At 66.4% G+C, this 13,849-nt stretch carries 15 protein-coding genes; 9 read left to right on the top strand and 6 right to left on the bottom strand.

Features of this window, described 5'->3' with window-relative positions:
* The first annotated feature begins 9 nt into the window (after positions 1-9).
* A complete protein-coding gene (locus tag AAYO93_RS13260) occupies positions 10-354 on the top strand; it encodes a LysR family transcriptional regulator (protein WP_345761655.1) in 345 nt (114 codons plus the stop codon).
* Positions 355-360: 6 nt separating this feature from the next.
* Here AAYO93_RS13260 and dinB read toward each other — a convergent pair whose 3' ends face one another.
* On the bottom strand, positions 361-1,557 hold the full coding sequence (gene dinB, locus AAYO93_RS13255; protein WP_345761654.1) for a DNA polymerase IV: 1,197 nt from the start codon (positions 1,555-1,557) through the stop codon (positions 361-363).
* A gap of 79 nt (positions 1,558-1,636) precedes the next feature.
* Here dinB and AAYO93_RS13250 point away from each other — a divergent pair, with 79 nt between their 5' ends.
* Positions 1,637-3,154: a hypothetical protein gene (locus tag AAYO93_RS13250; RefSeq protein WP_345761653.1), complete on the top strand. Its 1,518-nt coding sequence runs from the start codon at positions 1,637-1,639 to the stop codon at positions 3,152-3,154.
* 42 nt (positions 3,155-3,196) lie between these two features.
* Here the strand turns inward: AAYO93_RS13250 and AAYO93_RS13245 are convergent, their stop codons facing one another.
* Complete coding sequence (locus tag AAYO93_RS13245) at positions 3,197-4,540, bottom strand: acyltransferase family protein (RefSeq protein ID WP_345761652.1); 1,344 nt, start codon at positions 4,538-4,540, stop codon at positions 3,197-3,199.
* A 181-nt stretch (positions 4,541-4,721) separates the two neighbouring features.
* On the opposite strand from AAYO93_RS13245, the gene AAYO93_RS13240 reads away from it, so the two are divergent.
* Entirely contained in the window at positions 4,722-6,461 is a 1,740-nt protein-coding gene (locus tag AAYO93_RS13240; RefSeq protein ID WP_345761651.1) for a SulP family inorganic anion transporter, read from the top strand.
* 88 nt (positions 6,462-6,549) lie between these two features.
* On the top strand, positions 6,550-7,011 hold the full coding sequence (locus AAYO93_RS13235; protein ID WP_345761650.1) for a YybH family protein: 462 nt from the start codon (positions 6,550-6,552) through the stop codon (positions 7,009-7,011).
* 12 nt (positions 7,012-7,023) lie between these two features.
* Here AAYO93_RS13235 and AAYO93_RS13230 read toward each other — a convergent pair whose 3' ends face one another.
* Positions 7,024-7,581 carry a putative immunity protein gene (locus AAYO93_RS13230; RefSeq protein WP_345761649.1) on the bottom strand — a complete coding sequence of 186 codons (558 nt, stop codon included), beginning with the start codon at positions 7,579-7,581 and terminating at the stop codon, positions 7,024-7,026.
* 50 nt (positions 7,582-7,631) lie between these two features.
* A complete protein-coding gene (locus tag AAYO93_RS13225; RefSeq protein ID WP_345761648.1) occupies positions 7,632-8,501 on the bottom strand; it encodes an alpha/beta fold hydrolase in 870 nt (289 codons plus the stop codon).
* A 219-nt stretch (positions 8,502-8,720) separates the two neighbouring features.
* Here AAYO93_RS13225 and AAYO93_RS13220 point away from each other — a divergent pair, with 219 nt between their 5' ends.
* The 4 genes from AAYO93_RS13220 (at position 8,721) to AAYO93_RS13205 (ending at position 10,579) form a co-directional block, all read left to right on the top strand.
* The gene (locus AAYO93_RS13220) at positions 8,721-9,152 is read left to right on the top strand and encodes a nitroreductase/quinone reductase family protein (protein WP_345761647.1); all 432 of its coding nucleotides are present in this window, start codon (positions 8,721-8,723) and stop codon (positions 9,150-9,152) included.
* Positions 9,153-9,248: 96 nt separating this feature from the next.
* On the top strand, positions 9,249-9,674 hold the full coding sequence (locus AAYO93_RS13215; RefSeq protein WP_345761646.1) for a VOC family protein: 426 nt from the start codon (positions 9,249-9,251) through the stop codon (positions 9,672-9,674).
* Positions 9,675-9,734: 60 nt separating this feature from the next.
* A complete protein-coding gene (locus AAYO93_RS13210) occupies positions 9,735-10,040 on the top strand; it encodes a VOC family protein (protein WP_345761645.1) in 306 nt (101 codons plus the stop codon).
* 122 nt (positions 10,041-10,162) lie between these two features.
* The gene (locus AAYO93_RS13205) at positions 10,163-10,579 is read left to right on the top strand and encodes a hypothetical protein (protein ID WP_345761644.1); all 417 of its coding nucleotides are present in this window, start codon (positions 10,163-10,165) and stop codon (positions 10,577-10,579) included.
* Positions 10,580-10,641: 62 nt separating this feature from the next.
* Here AAYO93_RS13205 and AAYO93_RS13200 read toward each other — a convergent pair whose 3' ends face one another.
* On the bottom strand, positions 10,642-12,771 hold the full coding sequence (locus tag AAYO93_RS13200; RefSeq protein ID WP_345761643.1) for a hypothetical protein: 2,130 nt from the start codon (positions 12,769-12,771) through the stop codon (positions 10,642-10,644).
* A gap of 180 nt (positions 12,772-12,951) precedes the next feature.
* Between AAYO93_RS13200 and AAYO93_RS13195 the strand changes: the two genes are divergently transcribed.
* Positions 12,952-13,398, top strand: a complete 447-nt coding sequence (locus AAYO93_RS13195) for a group II truncated hemoglobin (RefSeq protein ID WP_345761642.1) — start codon at positions 12,952-12,954, stop codon at positions 13,396-13,398.
* Positions 13,399-13,404: 6 nt separating this feature from the next.
* Here the strand turns inward: AAYO93_RS13195 and AAYO93_RS13190 are convergent, their stop codons facing one another.
* Positions 13,405-13,833: a hypothetical protein gene (locus AAYO93_RS13190; protein WP_345761641.1), complete on the bottom strand. Its 429-nt coding sequence runs from the start codon at positions 13,831-13,833 to the stop codon at positions 13,405-13,407.
* Positions 13,834-13,849: the final 16 nt, after the last annotated feature.

The raw sequence follows: 13,849 nt of genomic DNA, 5'->3' as shown, positions 1-13,849 counted from the left end.
AGGGCTTACGTGAATATCACCCTGCTCGTCCGGTTTGTCGCCGTGGCCGAGGAGCTGCATTTCCCGCGTGCAGCAATCGCACTGAACATCCCTCTCGCTGCTCTCTACTCGTCGATTTCGAAGCTCGAAGACGAAGTGGGGACTCCACTCTTCATCCGCGAGCCCACCACTCGGCTGACCAAGGCCGGAGTCCTCTTTCTTGCCACAGCGCGGGAAGAGATTGCCGCAGTACCCGTCCCGGTCGAGAAGCCTGTCAAGCCGGCCGGCGGCAAAGCCAAAGCCTCGAAGGGCAAGGGTCGCACCCCGGCCGTGAAGGGGCAGCCGAAGCCATTCAAGAAGCGTCAGGGCCGCTAGCTCTCGTCATTCGTGTTCTGGCAGAAGCGGCGCCGACCAGCCTGGATCGCGACCGAGTTGTGCGGCACGAGCGACCGAGGTTGCGCCGAAGCGATCGCGAACCGCGTCGAGCACGGTGTCGAGGCGCGCCCCGTCGTCCCAGTCGATCGGCAGTTCGGGCTGGAAACTGTCCGCTCGTCCCAACTGCGACAGTGAGATGCCGATGAGCGTGATGCCGCGTTCTGCGAGTTCAGGCTGAACGGTAGCGAGCAGGCCTCGGGCGATGGTGAGCAACACTGATGTCCGGTCTGTCGGAAATGGGAGCGTGCGTGAGCGCGTGGCTTTGGCGAAGTCGCCGTAGCGGAGCCGAAGCACGATCGTGCGGCACGTGCGGTCGCCGTCGCGGAGTCGGCGAGCGAGCCGGTCGATGATCTGAGTGAGGATGAGGTCGAGCTCCTCGCCCGTGCGCGGGCGACTACCGAGCGCACGCTGGGAGCCGATCGACCCGCGTCGCCGCGTGACGTCGACCGGGCGCGGATCCCTCAGCCGGGCAAGCGCGTGCAAGTGCGCGCCGGCCGCCCTTCCCAACAGTCTCTCTGCCGTTGCCTCTTCGAGCTCGGCCAGCTGACCGACAGTGCGGATGCCGAGTCTGTGCAGCTTCTCTGCCGTGACGGCGCCCACGCCCCACAGCCGTTCCACCGGGAGCGGGAGCAGGAATTGCTGTTCGCGGTCGGGTTCGACCATGAGCAGCCCGTCGGGTTTGCTCACGGCGCTGGCGACCTTGGCGAGGAACTTGGTCCTCGCGATCCCGACCGAGATCGCGAGTCCGACCTCTGCACGCACCCGCTCCCGCAGTCGCATCGCGATCTCCTCGGGCGTGCCCGCGATGCGCCGGAGCCCCCCGACTTCCAGAAACGCCTCGTCGATCGACAATCCCTCGACGAGCGGGGTCGTATCGCGGAAGATCGCAAAGACGTCCTTGCTTGCCGCGGAATACGCATCCATCCGCGGCGGGACGACCACGGCCTCCGGACACAGGTCGCGCGCCTGTCGGCCGCCCATCGCGGTGCGCACTCCTCGCGCCTTCGCCTCGTAGCTCGCCGCAAGCACCACGCCGCCCCCGACGATGACGGGCCGGCCGCGCAGCGCAGGCGCGTCGCGCTGCTCGACCGAGGCGTAGAACGCGTCGAGATCGGCGTGCAACACGGTGGCCTCGCCCCGCATCCGCCCTCCGATCGATCGCCTGTCGGGAGTATGGTCGCACAGACCGCAGACACCGGCCTGAGGAACGGAGCAGACGACTATGACGACCACACGGACAGCGACGGGACCACTCGTCGTCTCAGCGCGCAACCCGCGGTATTTCACGCCAGCATCCGGACCCGATGCCGGGCGCGCGGTCTACCTGACCGGATCCCACATCTGGAACAACCTGGAGGACGGCATGGGCCCGGGACCGGAAGGGTCGGATGAACCCGAGAGGATGGACTACGACGCCTACCTGGAATTCCTCAGCGAACGCGGCCACAACTTCATCAGGCTGTGGCGCTGGGAGCAGTTCCGGTCGCAGGCCGCCGGCGGAAGCTATCACTTGAACATGAGCCCGCAGCCGTGGCCCCGAACCGGTCCGGGCTTCGCGAAGGACGGCAAGCCGCGCTTCGACCTGGAAGGGCTGGACGACGACTACTTCCAGCGGCTCCGTGACCGTGTCGTCGCAGCTGGAGAAGCCGGCATCTACATCGGGGTCATGCTCTTCGACGGATGGGCGCTCCACCTCAGCCCTGCGCCCGACCACATCGAAGGACACCCGTTTCACGCGGACAACAACGTGAACGGCATCGCGGCCGCATCGATCAACGACCTGCAGGTGCTGCCGCTCGACCCGCACGTGCAGTCGATCCAGGATGCGTACATCCGGAGGGTCGTCGACACGCTCCACGACCTCCCCAACGTGTTGTGGGAGGTGGCCAACGAGTCCTCCGGCGGTGGAACCGTCACCGACGAATTCGCGGGATTCATCGGTCTGGAGACGACGCCGGACTGGGGAGACACCACCGAATGGCAGTACGGGGTGATCGAGATCGTCAAACAACACGAGCAAGCGCACGGCTACGACGCGCATCCCATCGGCATGACGATGCAGTTTCCGGTTGCGGTGCAGACCGCAGTCAATGATCCGCTGCTCGCAAGCCGCGCCGAGTGGATCTCACCGGGGTACGACGATGAGATCTTCGCGGACGGAGGACATCCGATGGCGCCAGGGTCTCCGCCGTCGCACTGGTATGTCGACCCTCCCCTCGCCGACGGAGCGAAGGTCGTGATCAGCGACACCGACCACTATGCGCCCGGGCACGGCGATGCCCTGTGGGCGTGGAAGACGTTCCTGCGCGGTCACCACCCGATCCTGATGGACTTCGGCCTCATCGCCGGACTCGAACCAACCGGCGATGCACCGGCCGACAGCGGCGTGCCGCCGTTCGAAGCGTACGAGCCCGCACGGTGGGCGATGGGGGACACTCGCCGTTTCGCTGAGCGGGTTGGGCTGGTCGATATGCTGCCGCGGACGGATGTCGGTCCTGCCGGTTTTGCGCTGGTCAACCCCGGCGTCGAATACCTCGTCCTCCAGGTGGATGGCGACGACCGCGGGTTCACGATCGAGCTCGCTCCAGGCGTGTACGGGGTGGAATGGTTCGGGATCGACCGTCGCGAGACCGTGCGCGCAGACGAACTGATCGTTGACCAGACCGCGAGCGTGGTCGAGTTCACCTCACGGGTCGCATCCGGGCCGGCTGTGCTGTACCTGTCGCGCAATGAGACGTAGGAGGAACATCGTGAGCAGGGCGTTTGCGCCTTTGCTCGTTCTCTACATCGCGGGTTCGTGCGTGGTCAGGCGTGACCGGCTGGCGCGGCGGGTCTGTACCGTGTTGTCGGCCGGGCGCTGCAGGAACACGGCCACCATGAGGAGCACAGTGCCCGCTATCGCGACGGTGAGGTTGAGACCGAACAGCATGATGGTGAACGGTGGAATTATCAGAAGCGACATGGAAATGCCGATGCTCCAGTCGCTCACACGGAACCCGAACCACCGATAGGTCGGAACCGATCGTTCGAATCGGCCGAGCACACGCGCGACGACGATCAGCACGAGGATGCCCATCAGAAGGATGAGAGGACGCGTCGCCCACCACATCCCGCTGCCTGGCGCCGGTGACGGGAGCGGCGTGAGGAGCAGCGACCCGACGATCAGCGCCAGTATCGGCAGGTGCCACAGATACACCGTCATCAATCGGCTTCCGACCGCGGAGACGATCACCTGCATCGCCCGGCCGCGCATAGCCCGGGTCAGGAGAGGATGCAGCAGCATCAGCAGCGAGAACTGGGCGATGGCAACTACCGCCAACACCACCGTCGGCGGGTTGAGATTGTCGAGAATGTTCGCCGGGTATCGGCCGACAGTGGTGAGTAGGCCGAGCGTGAAGTAGCTCGCGGTGGCGAGGAGGACAAGCGCTCCACGGGATCGAGCGCGAAACCAGCCGTCGGCGGCCCAGATTCCGAGCTGCTGGATGAACAGCCACACGAAGATCATGTTGAGCAGGCCGAACTCTTGTATCCCCGTGGTGTCGCGAGCGACATCGAGGGCGATCGCTGCGACGGCGACGCCACCGAGGGTCAGGATCGGTGCACGGTCATGCAGTGCTGTCATCCCGGGCAGGAACGCCTGACAGAACGCGTAGGCGCCGAGAAACCACAACGGCAACGCGACACCGGCCGCGATCTTGTTGGCCGTATCCGTGTCGAGGCCGGCCAATCGCATGATGAGGATGGCCGTCGACAGGAAGGCGAAGAGTGGTATGGCTGGCCGCGCAAGGCGTTGGAACCGTCCCCGGATGAACTCGGCCGCCGTACCACCGCGCGCCGCCGTTCTCCGCCACGCTTGCGCTCCGACCAGCCCGCCGATCACAAAGAACAGCGGAATTATGAGGGCGATCCACGTGACCGGTGTGAACCACGGCTGAAGGCCGAGCGTTCGTTGGAGGACGAGCTTGCCGTCGAAACCGACAGAGGCGCCGATCATCAGGAGGTGGCCGACGACGACGAGAGCGAGGCAGCCGACCCTCGCAAGGTCCATTACGGGATCGCGCAGAAACGGCACGCCCGCTGCCGGTGCCGCATGCGCGGTTTCCACCGCAGCGTTCGACTTGCTCAACTCTCACCTCCGCGAGGATGAATTGCCGTAGTTCAGTGTCCCACCGATCTACGGTGAGAGGCCGTTGAACGACGAGGAGAGTCGAGGTGTCGTGGTGCACCGCGAGGCCGGGCAGCGCGAAGGTCTTCTCTGAGCAAACTCGAGCTCTGGCGGAACGGCCGAACTTGGGTAAGACTGACGCATGACCAAGGCGAAGGGACGAGGCCTCACTCGGGTCCCGATTATCGGCCAGCTCCGTTCCTACAACCGGTCGTGGCTGCGCGGTGATGTGATCGCCGGGGTCACTGTCGCCGCTCTCATCGTCCCGAAGAACCTGGGGTACGCAGGCATCGCGGGGGTGCCACTGCAGAACGGGCTGTACGCGGCGGCTGCCGGCGCCATCCTGTACGCGATCTTCGGAACCTCCCGCCAGATCTCGATGGGCCCGAGTTCAGGCCTTGCGGCGGTGGCCGCGAGTGCCGTGCTCGCCGCGAGCATCACCGGCGAGCAGGACGTCGCCTCGTTCGTTGCCGGGATCACGCTGGCTTCGGGCATCCTGTTTCTGCTTCTCGCGGTGTTCAGGATGGGCTGGATCGCGCAATTTCTGTCGCGCGCGGTGGTCACCGGGTTCCTTTTCGGTGCCGCGATCGACGTTGTGATCGGGGAGCTGCCGAAGCTCACCGGAACCGAGACCACCGGATCCAACCCCATCCAGGAACTGTGGTCATGGTTCGGAACGCTCGACGACGCGCACGGGACGACGGTGCTGGTCGGCGTGATCTCGCTGGTCGTCGTCTTCGGACTGCGAGCCATCGCGCCGCGAGTCCCCGGTGCCCTGGTGCTCGTCGTCGGAGGGCTGCTGGCCGCGGCTTTGTTCGACCTCGGGGCAAAGGGCGTGGCCCTGGTGGGTGACGTGCCGCGGGGGCTGCCCTCGCTGCAGGTTCCGGATCTGCAGCTGCTGTGGGACCACGCCGGCACCGTCGCGCTCGCCGCGGTGGCGCTGGTCATGATCGGTTTCTCACAGACCGCGGGGGATGCGCGCACTTTCGCTGCGAGGCACCGCTACCAGATCGACATCAACCAGGAATCGGTTGCCCAGTCGCTGGCCAACATCGGCTCCGGACTTTTCCAGGGGATGCCCGTCTCGACCAGCCTGTCCGCGAGCTCGTTGAATGACCGCTCCGGTGCCAAGACGGGACTGGCCTCTCTGACCTCGGGCGTCACGGTACTGCTCACCCTGCTGTTTCTGGCGCCGCTCTTTTCGAACCTGCCCAAGGCGGTTCTCGGCGCGCTGATCATCGAGGCCGTCGTGATGGGGATGATGGACTTCCCAGAGATGCGGCGGCTTTTCCGGGTGAAGAAGGTCGACTTCTGGATCGCGATTGTGGCGCTCCTCGGAACGCTGGTGTTCGGTGTGCTCGCGGGCGTCATCATCGGGATCGGACTGTCGCTGGCCTGGCTTGTTGCGGTGGCCACGCATCCGGAGATGCCGACGCTCGGTCGTGAGCGTGGGACGCAGGTCTTCCGTGAAGTCGACACGTTCCCCGGCGATGAGATTCTGCCGGGCGTAGCGGTGGTGCGGTTCGACGGCGGCCTTTTCTTCGCCACCGCCGATGCCCTGGAGGACCATCTGCGGGAGGTCATCCAGGCCAACCCGGAACTGACCGGGATCGTGATCGACTGCGGGGGGATCAACTTCATCGACTCCCAGGGCGCGGCGAAGATGGCGGACGTCGTGACTCTCTGTCGCGACGCCGGCGTGAATATCCGGCTCACCCGGCTGAAGCCGGCTCCCCGGGTCGTGCTCGAACGCGATGGCGTGATCGAGATGGTCGGGGCCGACCACATCCATGGCAACATCCACCGGGCGGTCGAGGCGGAACAGGCGGATGCGGAGCGCGGGCGCGAGGGGAGCAGCAGTGGCGGCAACGCGGGAGACTGACTGCTGCCTCCGTCGCCATGTGACAATTCACCCCTCTGAATCGTCATAGCTTCTGAAGGATCGACCGTAAATCGAAAGAAGCGAGGCTATGACGACACGAGACGATGTAGACACGACGGCACGGGACGCGGACGAGGCGATTATCAGACAGCAACTCGACGCGCTGATCGGGGCGCTGAGAGTCAAAGACCTGGATGCACTCAGGGAGATCTACGCTCCGGATGTCGTGTCGTTCGACGTCGAGCCCCCGCTGCAGCACGTGGGGCTCGCTGCGAAGCTGAACAACTGGGTCACGGTTTTCACGATGTTCCAGGAGCTGGACTACGAGGTGCGCGAGCTGACACTCGCCGTGGGCGATGTCGTGGCGTTCGGGCACGGGTTCGGTCGGATCAGCGGCACCCTGACGAACGGCACGGCCACAAACGGCATGTGGGTCAGGGTCACGTTCTGCTTCGAGAAGGTCGACGGTCAGTGGCTGATCACCCACGACCAAGCATCCGTGCCGCTCGACTTCGCCAGCGGCAAGGGGATGACCGACCTTGAGCCGTGAGCGGGCGCTCGCCTATCGGGTTTCTTCCAGCTGTGGGCTGCTGCCGATGGCGGCCTGAATCGTGCGAATGGTGGACCCGAGGATGCCCGACGAGAGTAGGCCGGGACCGAGTGGGCCGGCGGAGTCCTCGCCGAGTGGCGGCAGCTGCTGAAGCGCCGCGCTCACTCGAGCGCTCATGTGCTCGAGTTGCCAGGTGATCTCGTCGGCGACGGCGGTGGGCTGGTCCGGTTCGGCCAGCCCAGCCGCTTTCGCCGCGTAGGCGGCTGCGCCGAGAGCATGCGCGCCCATGTGAGCGACACCGGAGGCTTGTGCCGCTGCCCTCGCGGCCGCGACCGCAGCGGGTGAGCTCACGGCGTGCGCGGCCCGACCGGCAACGAAACGGCGGCGAATCTCTCCGGCGGTATCGAGTTCACCCCGAGCAAAGGCCCGAGCACGCGCGATCGCATCTCGCGGTCGGTCGTCCGTCGGAGCCTCTGCCTCGAACAAGACCAGGACGCGCTCAGCACAGTCGGCTGCCCACGTTGCGACGAGGCGGCGATCAGCTTCGCTCAGCGACTGGGAGGACGGCATGCCAGCATCATCGCATCGCGTCGCGCGTACTTGATATCCGCGGCGCTGGCTTACCCGCGCTCGTCGAGTACCTCGCGGAGCCGGCGGGCGAACGCTTCCGGCTTCCCGGGATATCCGGAGTCTTCGGCGGCAAAGCCGCCATGGTGGCTCGGGAACACGACCGGATCCGAGCCGAGCAGCTGGGCGACGGCGACAGAGGCGCGGCCGGTGAAGATGCCTTCGGACTCTTCCCCGACTCCGATCACGATGCGTGTCGGCGCAGCCTTGAGGGCGTCGATGTCCGGTCGGAGATCAGTTATCGCACTCGAGCGCTCTGAGAGCAGGGGGTCGTCGCGTGAGCCGTTGTCGTCTGCCGGCATCCCGAACATCGCGGGATCGGGTGCGGGCTGGGCGAGGTAGTCGTCGGTGAACTCTCCGCGCCACGATGTCATCGCGATGAACGCGGCCATCCCTGACCCGAAGCCTTTGGAGTTGTAGGCCTCGTGGACCGCCGCCAGAGCACGCTCAGCGCCGTCCGCGTCGGGGAGGACTCCGGGCAGCGGCGGCTCATGGGCGACGAGGGTTCGCAGGTCGTCTGGGTGGGCGGCCACCAACGCCAGTGCGGTTACTGCTCCGCCGCTGCTCGCGAACATGTCGACCGGCCCGGCGCCGAGCGCTGTGATGATCGCGTGCACATCCTCAGCCTGCTGAGTTGGCGTGTTGGTGACCTCGCCGTCGCTGCGGGTGCTGCGCCCCAGGCCGCGCGGGTCGTACGTGACCACCATGCGGTCGGGCAAATACGACGCCAGGGCACGGAAGCCGCTCGCATCCATCGGCTGGCCGATCATGACGAGCGGTGGATGTGCGTCCGCTCCGTTCCGTGCGTCGGCGATGTCGTAGACGATCACGGCGCCGGGCGTTTTGATGCTTTTCGTTTCCATGTCTGACTCGTCTCCGTCGGCGATCAATTCCCGCTTTGGATCGTACGCTTCCCCCAAATCTGGCACGAGGGCAGTCGGCCTGTTCGCGTCGCTGACGGTTGTGGGTCGGTGTCCAGTCTTATGCAGCCCGTGAAAGACGCCGCCCCGCTCATCCCGGCGTAATCTCGCATTGAGCCCACGAGACCTCACACGTCATCCACCCAGACCAAGGACCCACGCATGACCGACCGCCGCCACGACAACTTCAACGACCCGATCATCGCCGAGTTCCGCGCGAACGACGGCACCGTGACCTCGCGCGGGTTCGGCCGCAGCCTGGTGCTCCTGCACCATATCGGCGCGAAGACCGGCATCGAGCGGGTCACGCCGGTCATGCAGATCGCGACGGAGGACGGCGGCTGGCTCGTTGCGGCGTCCAAAGCGGGGGCGGATGACCACCCAGCTTGGTACCACAACCTGCTCGCGCATCCGGATATCACGGTCGAACTGCCCGGGGAGGGCGAGGTGCAGGTCCACGTGGAGGAGCTCAGAGGAGCCGAGCGCGACGAGGCGTGGGCGAAGTTCACTGCACGCAGCCCCGGTTTCACGAGCTACGAAGCCCGCACGACGCGAACGATCCCCGTATTGAAGCTGACCCGCCGAGACGCCTGACGATCGAACCACCGGCCTGACTGAACCCACGCCCGCGCCCTTTGCAGGCGATGATCGGACCACCACCGCCAACTACTCCTGAGAGGACACCACCCTGTGGCCACGCTCGCCAACATCGTCTTCTACGCAAACGACCCACAGGCCCTCTCAGACTTCTGGGCAGGCGTGTTCCGCTACCCGCCTCAACGCTTCGACGGCGAACTCCGGGAGGAACTCCTCGCTGGCGGCCTCACCGAGGCCGATCTCGGCAAGCGAGCGCTCGCCGCAAGTGCCGATGGCACCGGGCCGCGGTTGTTCTTCCACCACGCGGATGGCCCGAAGACCGGGCGTAACCGCGTTCACCTCGACGTGCAGGCCGTGCAGGGGCGCCGCCCAACCGATGACGAACTCGACGCCGAGAGGGATCGCCTCGTCGCCCTCGGCGCGAGCGTCGCGCGTCTCATCGATCAGGCCTGGGGGCCGGTGACCGAGCACTACTATCAGATGCGCGATCCGGAAGGGAACGAGTTCTGCCTGCAGTGAGCAGGTCGCATCCGCCTACCCATCCACAAGTGATCAACCTGAAAACCGACGAGGCGCACGATGGGCGTCACAGGAATCGGCGGCCTGTTCTTCCCCAGTCGTGATCCGGAGGCGCGGGCGAACTGGGAACAGGAAGCGGGAATGACCGTCTTCGCGCCGTTCGCCGCTGACACCGACTATTTCGCATCCGATCAGTCCTTCATGCTCAACCTGCGAGTGACCGGGCTGGACGAGTTGGCCGCGTCGCTGGAGGCGGCGGATATCGCCGTCGAACGGCGACCCGAGTGGGAGACCGAATACGGGCGCTTCGCCCGCATCCACGATCCTGAGGGGCTGCCGATCGAGCTGTGGGAGCCGCCCGCGTGAGGTTCGACGTGAGCATCAGCGGCCCGAACGACAACCCGAGATTGAACCCAACAGCCCGCTCCCTCGTGTCTTTTGATGGAGGGCCTCCACCGGGAAGGCTCGAACCGGAAGCGAGTATGCAGATGACTGACACGAGTGTGCAGGCGACCAGGAGCGGACAGGGACTGCTCACGGTCATGCGAGTCCTGAGCGCGATCGTCCTTCTGGCGATTGCGGCAATTCACCTTTTTCTTGTCTTCGATGGCGTCGGCGGCACGCTCAGAGTGCTCTTCATCCTCAACGTGATCGCGGCGGTCGTCCTCGCGATCGGGATGCTCGTGCTGCGCGGCCGACTCCTGGGCATCGCATCGGTGCTGAGTCTGCTGTTCGTCATCGCCAGCCTTCTCGCGCTGCTGCTCGCGCTGACTGTCGGGCTGTTCGGCATCCGCGAGGTGTGGACGTTCACCCTCGTACCTGAGACGGTCGTGGTCGAGGCGATCGGCATCGTTGTGCTCGCCATCACTACCGCGGTTTCGCTGCGCAGGCCGCGGACGGCGTGACGGCAGGCTGACGAACACGAGGGGCCCCGCGAATGGGACCCCTCGCCTCGCCGAAAAACGATCTACCGCGAGCTCACCACCGTGAACCCGCCGGCCTCCACCGTGACGTTCGCGTGCGATCCGACGACAGCTGGGCCGCCCACGGCACGCCCGAACCGGTCGAAACGCTGCACTGTGACCGGACGGGTCGCGCTCAGCTTCTGCCAGGCGCGCGAATCCGTTCCGTTGACGTAGATGTCGCGGCTCGTCCCGACGCCCGCCTGACCGAGGTGCGAGACCACCGGCTGCACGATCACTGCATCCAATGAAACGGCCCCGCCCACACGCGCGGTCAGCGTCGTCGTACCGTCGGGCGCGGTGCCCGGCAGCATCTGCGGCTGCAGATACACCGTCGTCGGCGCGATGCCCTGCGGCGCGTGAGTCGAGTTGGAGCTGCTCCCGAGCCTGGTCGGCCGCGAGCCGCCCGAAGCCATCCACGACGTCGTCCCGTTACCGGCCGGGTTGCCCAGGTCGGCGATCGGCAGAATCCGGTGCGCACCCGTCAGCGCAGGGAGCGTCATGGTGATCGTGTCACCGGCACCCGCCTGCACGTACTTGCCGCCCGACCAGTTGGCCGAACCGGTCCAGGCCGACGGGGGAGTGACGACGGTTGCCGAGCCGGTGAGCCTTCCGCTCTCGGCTTCGACGACGGTCAGCCCGTCGGTCGCGGTGGTGCGGTTGAGCGACGTGGCGATTCGGGCGACGTCGGGATGCGCATCCAGGGCCAGCATCGACAACTCGGTGTGGATGGTCGACTCGGCTCCGCAGTTGCGGTTCACGGTTTTGTCGGAGTTGATTCCATCGACGCAGACACCGGTCGCCGGGTCATAGACGGGCACGCCCGCCGGATTCGCTCCGAAGTACCAGGCCGCCTGGGCGCCCGCCAGCTGATCGAGCCCGGCTGCCTGGGTCGCGTCGGCGACGGCGAGCAGGCCTTCCACCCGCGAGTCGACGCCGTAAGCGATCTGGGTCTGGTCGGCGGGAGTGGGTGTCCAGCCGTTGTCCGGCCCTCCGGTCGCGAGCAGCTGGGCGGTGAACTGCGCCGTGTCGACAGCTGCGGTCTGCTGGTAGTCACCGCGACGCAGAACGGTTGCGGCTGTCGAGAGCGCGGCCGGCTCCATCCCGCCCCAGGCGTGCCAGAACGTCGGCGAATTCTCTTCGGGCAGGATCGCGCCGAACGGCCACTGTCCGATGCCGCCACTGGACATCCGGTTGATTCCGTCCGCATAGCGGGCGAGGGCGGTCGCGGCCGTGCGGTCATCCGGCGCCGCCTTCACGTAGGCGCTGAGGCCGAGGACCGCCTCCGAGGTCGCGCTCGCACTGTCGACGATCATCCAGCCGGGCACCTTCACGCCGTTCGCGATCTCGGTCGTCCCGTATTTCGCGAGCGACTGGCGGCCGAGGGATCCGAGAGCCAGCCCCATCCGCTGCTTCAGGAATTGGGCGAAAGCCGGGTCCGCGGTCTTGAAACCGGCGTAGCCCTCGCCGAGAGCCCAGACAGTGCGGGCGAGCCAGAATGATTCGGCCGAATCGCTCGGGTTCGGCAATTCGACCGGGATGGCGCTCGGGTTGAGCGTGCCGTCGTGCTGCTGCCAGAGCACGACGTTGCCCGCGGTCGGGCCCGTCGACGTCTGCAGGTAGGTGAGTTCTCTCAGCAGTTCATACGCGTGCTGTTTGCTCGAGGGCGTGTGGTTCTGCGCCCAGTCGCGCAGGTAGACCACTGCCGAGCGCGAGATGTCGTCGGCGTCGAACGATCCCTGCGCGTAATAGCCCTTGGCCGCATCCGTGATCGGGCCGCCGCCGACATCGGTGAACGTGCCGTCTGCGTTGCGGTTCGCGTAGACCCACGGTGCGGTCGCGGTCGGTTCGGATGCTTGGCGATATGTGGTGTGGCCGGGAACGTTCGCCGGCAGCGGCACGGTGTCGAGCAGCCAGTCCAGGTGCGCGAGGTTGGTGAGCTTGGGGGTCGGGGCGTTCGGGTGCGAGCCGGATGCTCCGGTGGCGGATGGTGCGGATGCGGTGGTCGGGACCGCTGCGGAGGCGGGCATCTGGCCCGCGATCGCGATGGCTGTCGCAGTAGCGGCAACGGCGACAGTCGCCAATCCTCGCCGCAGTGCGGAGGTGTGTGGTGTCGGTGAGTGGGGTGATCGCATCGTTGCGTATTCCTTTTTCCTCAGGCCGGTATGCGAGATCTAAACCGGTTTAGGCGGACGGTAGGCGCGTTCATCCCCAAAGTCAACAGGGGCTGGGATGTTCGGTGCAGGCACTCACGTAGGCATTTGCCGCGCATCCCCATCTATCCGGCCGCCCCGGAAAGTGGCAGCCTTGGTGCCATGCAGACGGTATTCGAGGCGGCCGGTGGAGCGGATGGGATGCTGCGCCTGGCGGGCGCGTGGCACGAGAGGGTCATGGCGGAACCCGTGGTCGCTCATGCGTTCCACCACGGGTTCCGCGACGATCACACCGAGAGGCTCGCGGCCTACTGGGGCGAGGCCCTGGGCGGTCCGGCGGATTATTCGGCTCGGTACGGTACCGAAACCAGTGTGGTGCGGTTGCACAGCGGAAACGGCGAGCATCACGACATGGACAACCGCGCGATCGCGTGCTTCGACGTGGCGCTCGCCGACGCCGGACTGGCCGACGACGAGCGTCTTCGTCGAGTTCTGCACGACTACTTCGCGTGGGCCACGAGAACGTCGATGGCGCGCTATCCGGAAGGGCCCGACGACGTTCCGCCCGACTTGTCCGTTCCGCAGTGGTCGTGGGATGGGCTCGCCTGAGGCGAGCTAACCTTCGTCGTCCGGGGGTGACGGCTGCGGCCGGAAGATGATGATCGCCGTCGCGAGGAGAAGCGCGCCGCACACGGCCTGCTCGACGACCATCCACACCGGAAGCGGGAGGAAGAAGAGCACCGCGACGACCGCGACCAACAGGATCGCGACCACGATGCGCAGCCGCAGAAGAGCTCGCGGGGAGCCGTGTGCGGCCCGGCGGGCGAACGCGAAGGTCAGGATGGACGTGGCCGCGATGATGATCCCGCGCACCCAGGCCTGGGGGCTGACGAGGTCTGGCGCGACGCCGGAGAGGATGGCGATCGCGATCACCGTCAGGATGCTCAGCACGGCGTAGGCGCCGACCAGCCAGGTGACCGGTCCGAAGCCGGGGGCGACCGATGCGGCAGCAGCGCGGTCCGCGGGCGTGGATTTCGTTGTCATGGGTGTGTCCTTTCGT

This window comes from Diaminobutyricibacter sp. McL0608 (genome assembly GCF_039613825.1).
Classification (GTDB): domain Bacteria; phylum Actinomycetota; class Actinomycetes; order Actinomycetales; family Microbacteriaceae; genus Diaminobutyricibacter.
This window is presented reverse-complemented; position numbering and strand designations above follow the sequence as displayed.

Excerpts from the sequence above, each read along its gene's own strand:
- dinB (WP_345761654.1), bottom strand. The coding sequence starts at position 1,557 with ATGCGGGGCGAGGCCACCGTGTTGCACGCCGATCTCGACGCGTTCTAC.
- AAYO93_RS13250 (WP_345761653.1), top strand. The coding sequence starts at position 1,637 with ATGACGACCACACGGACAGCGACGGGACCACTCGTCGTCTCAGCGCGC.
- AAYO93_RS13240 (WP_345761651.1), top strand. The coding sequence starts at position 4,722 with ATGACCAAGGCGAAGGGACGAGGCCTCACTCGGGTCCCGATTATCGGC.
- AAYO93_RS13235 (WP_345761650.1), top strand. The coding sequence starts at position 6,550 with ATGACGACACGAGACGATGTAGACACGACGGCACGGGACGCGGACGAG.
- AAYO93_RS13230 (WP_345761649.1), bottom strand. The coding sequence starts at position 7,581 with ATGCCGTCCTCCCAGTCGCTGAGCGAAGCTGATCGCCGCCTCGTCGCA.
- AAYO93_RS13225 (WP_345761648.1), bottom strand. The coding sequence starts at position 8,501 with ATGGAAACGAAAAGCATCAAAACGCCCGGCGCCGTGATCGTCTACGAC.
- AAYO93_RS13220 (WP_345761647.1), top strand. The coding sequence starts at position 8,721 with ATGACCGACCGCCGCCACGACAACTTCAACGACCCGATCATCGCCGAG.
- AAYO93_RS13210 (WP_345761645.1), top strand. The coding sequence starts at position 9,735 with ATGGGCGTCACAGGAATCGGCGGCCTGTTCTTCCCCAGTCGTGATCCG.
- AAYO93_RS13205 (WP_345761644.1), top strand. The coding sequence starts at position 10,163 with ATGACTGACACGAGTGTGCAGGCGACCAGGAGCGGACAGGGACTGCTC.
- AAYO93_RS13200 (WP_345761643.1), bottom strand. The coding sequence starts at position 12,771 with ATGCGATCACCCCACTCACCGACACCACACACCTCCGCACTGCGGCGA.
- AAYO93_RS13195 (WP_345761642.1), top strand. The coding sequence starts at position 12,952 with ATGCAGACGGTATTCGAGGCGGCCGGTGGAGCGGATGGGATGCTGCGC.
- AAYO93_RS13190 (WP_345761641.1), bottom strand. The coding sequence starts at position 13,833 with ATGACAACGAAATCCACGCCCGCGGACCGCGCTGCTGCCGCATCGGTC.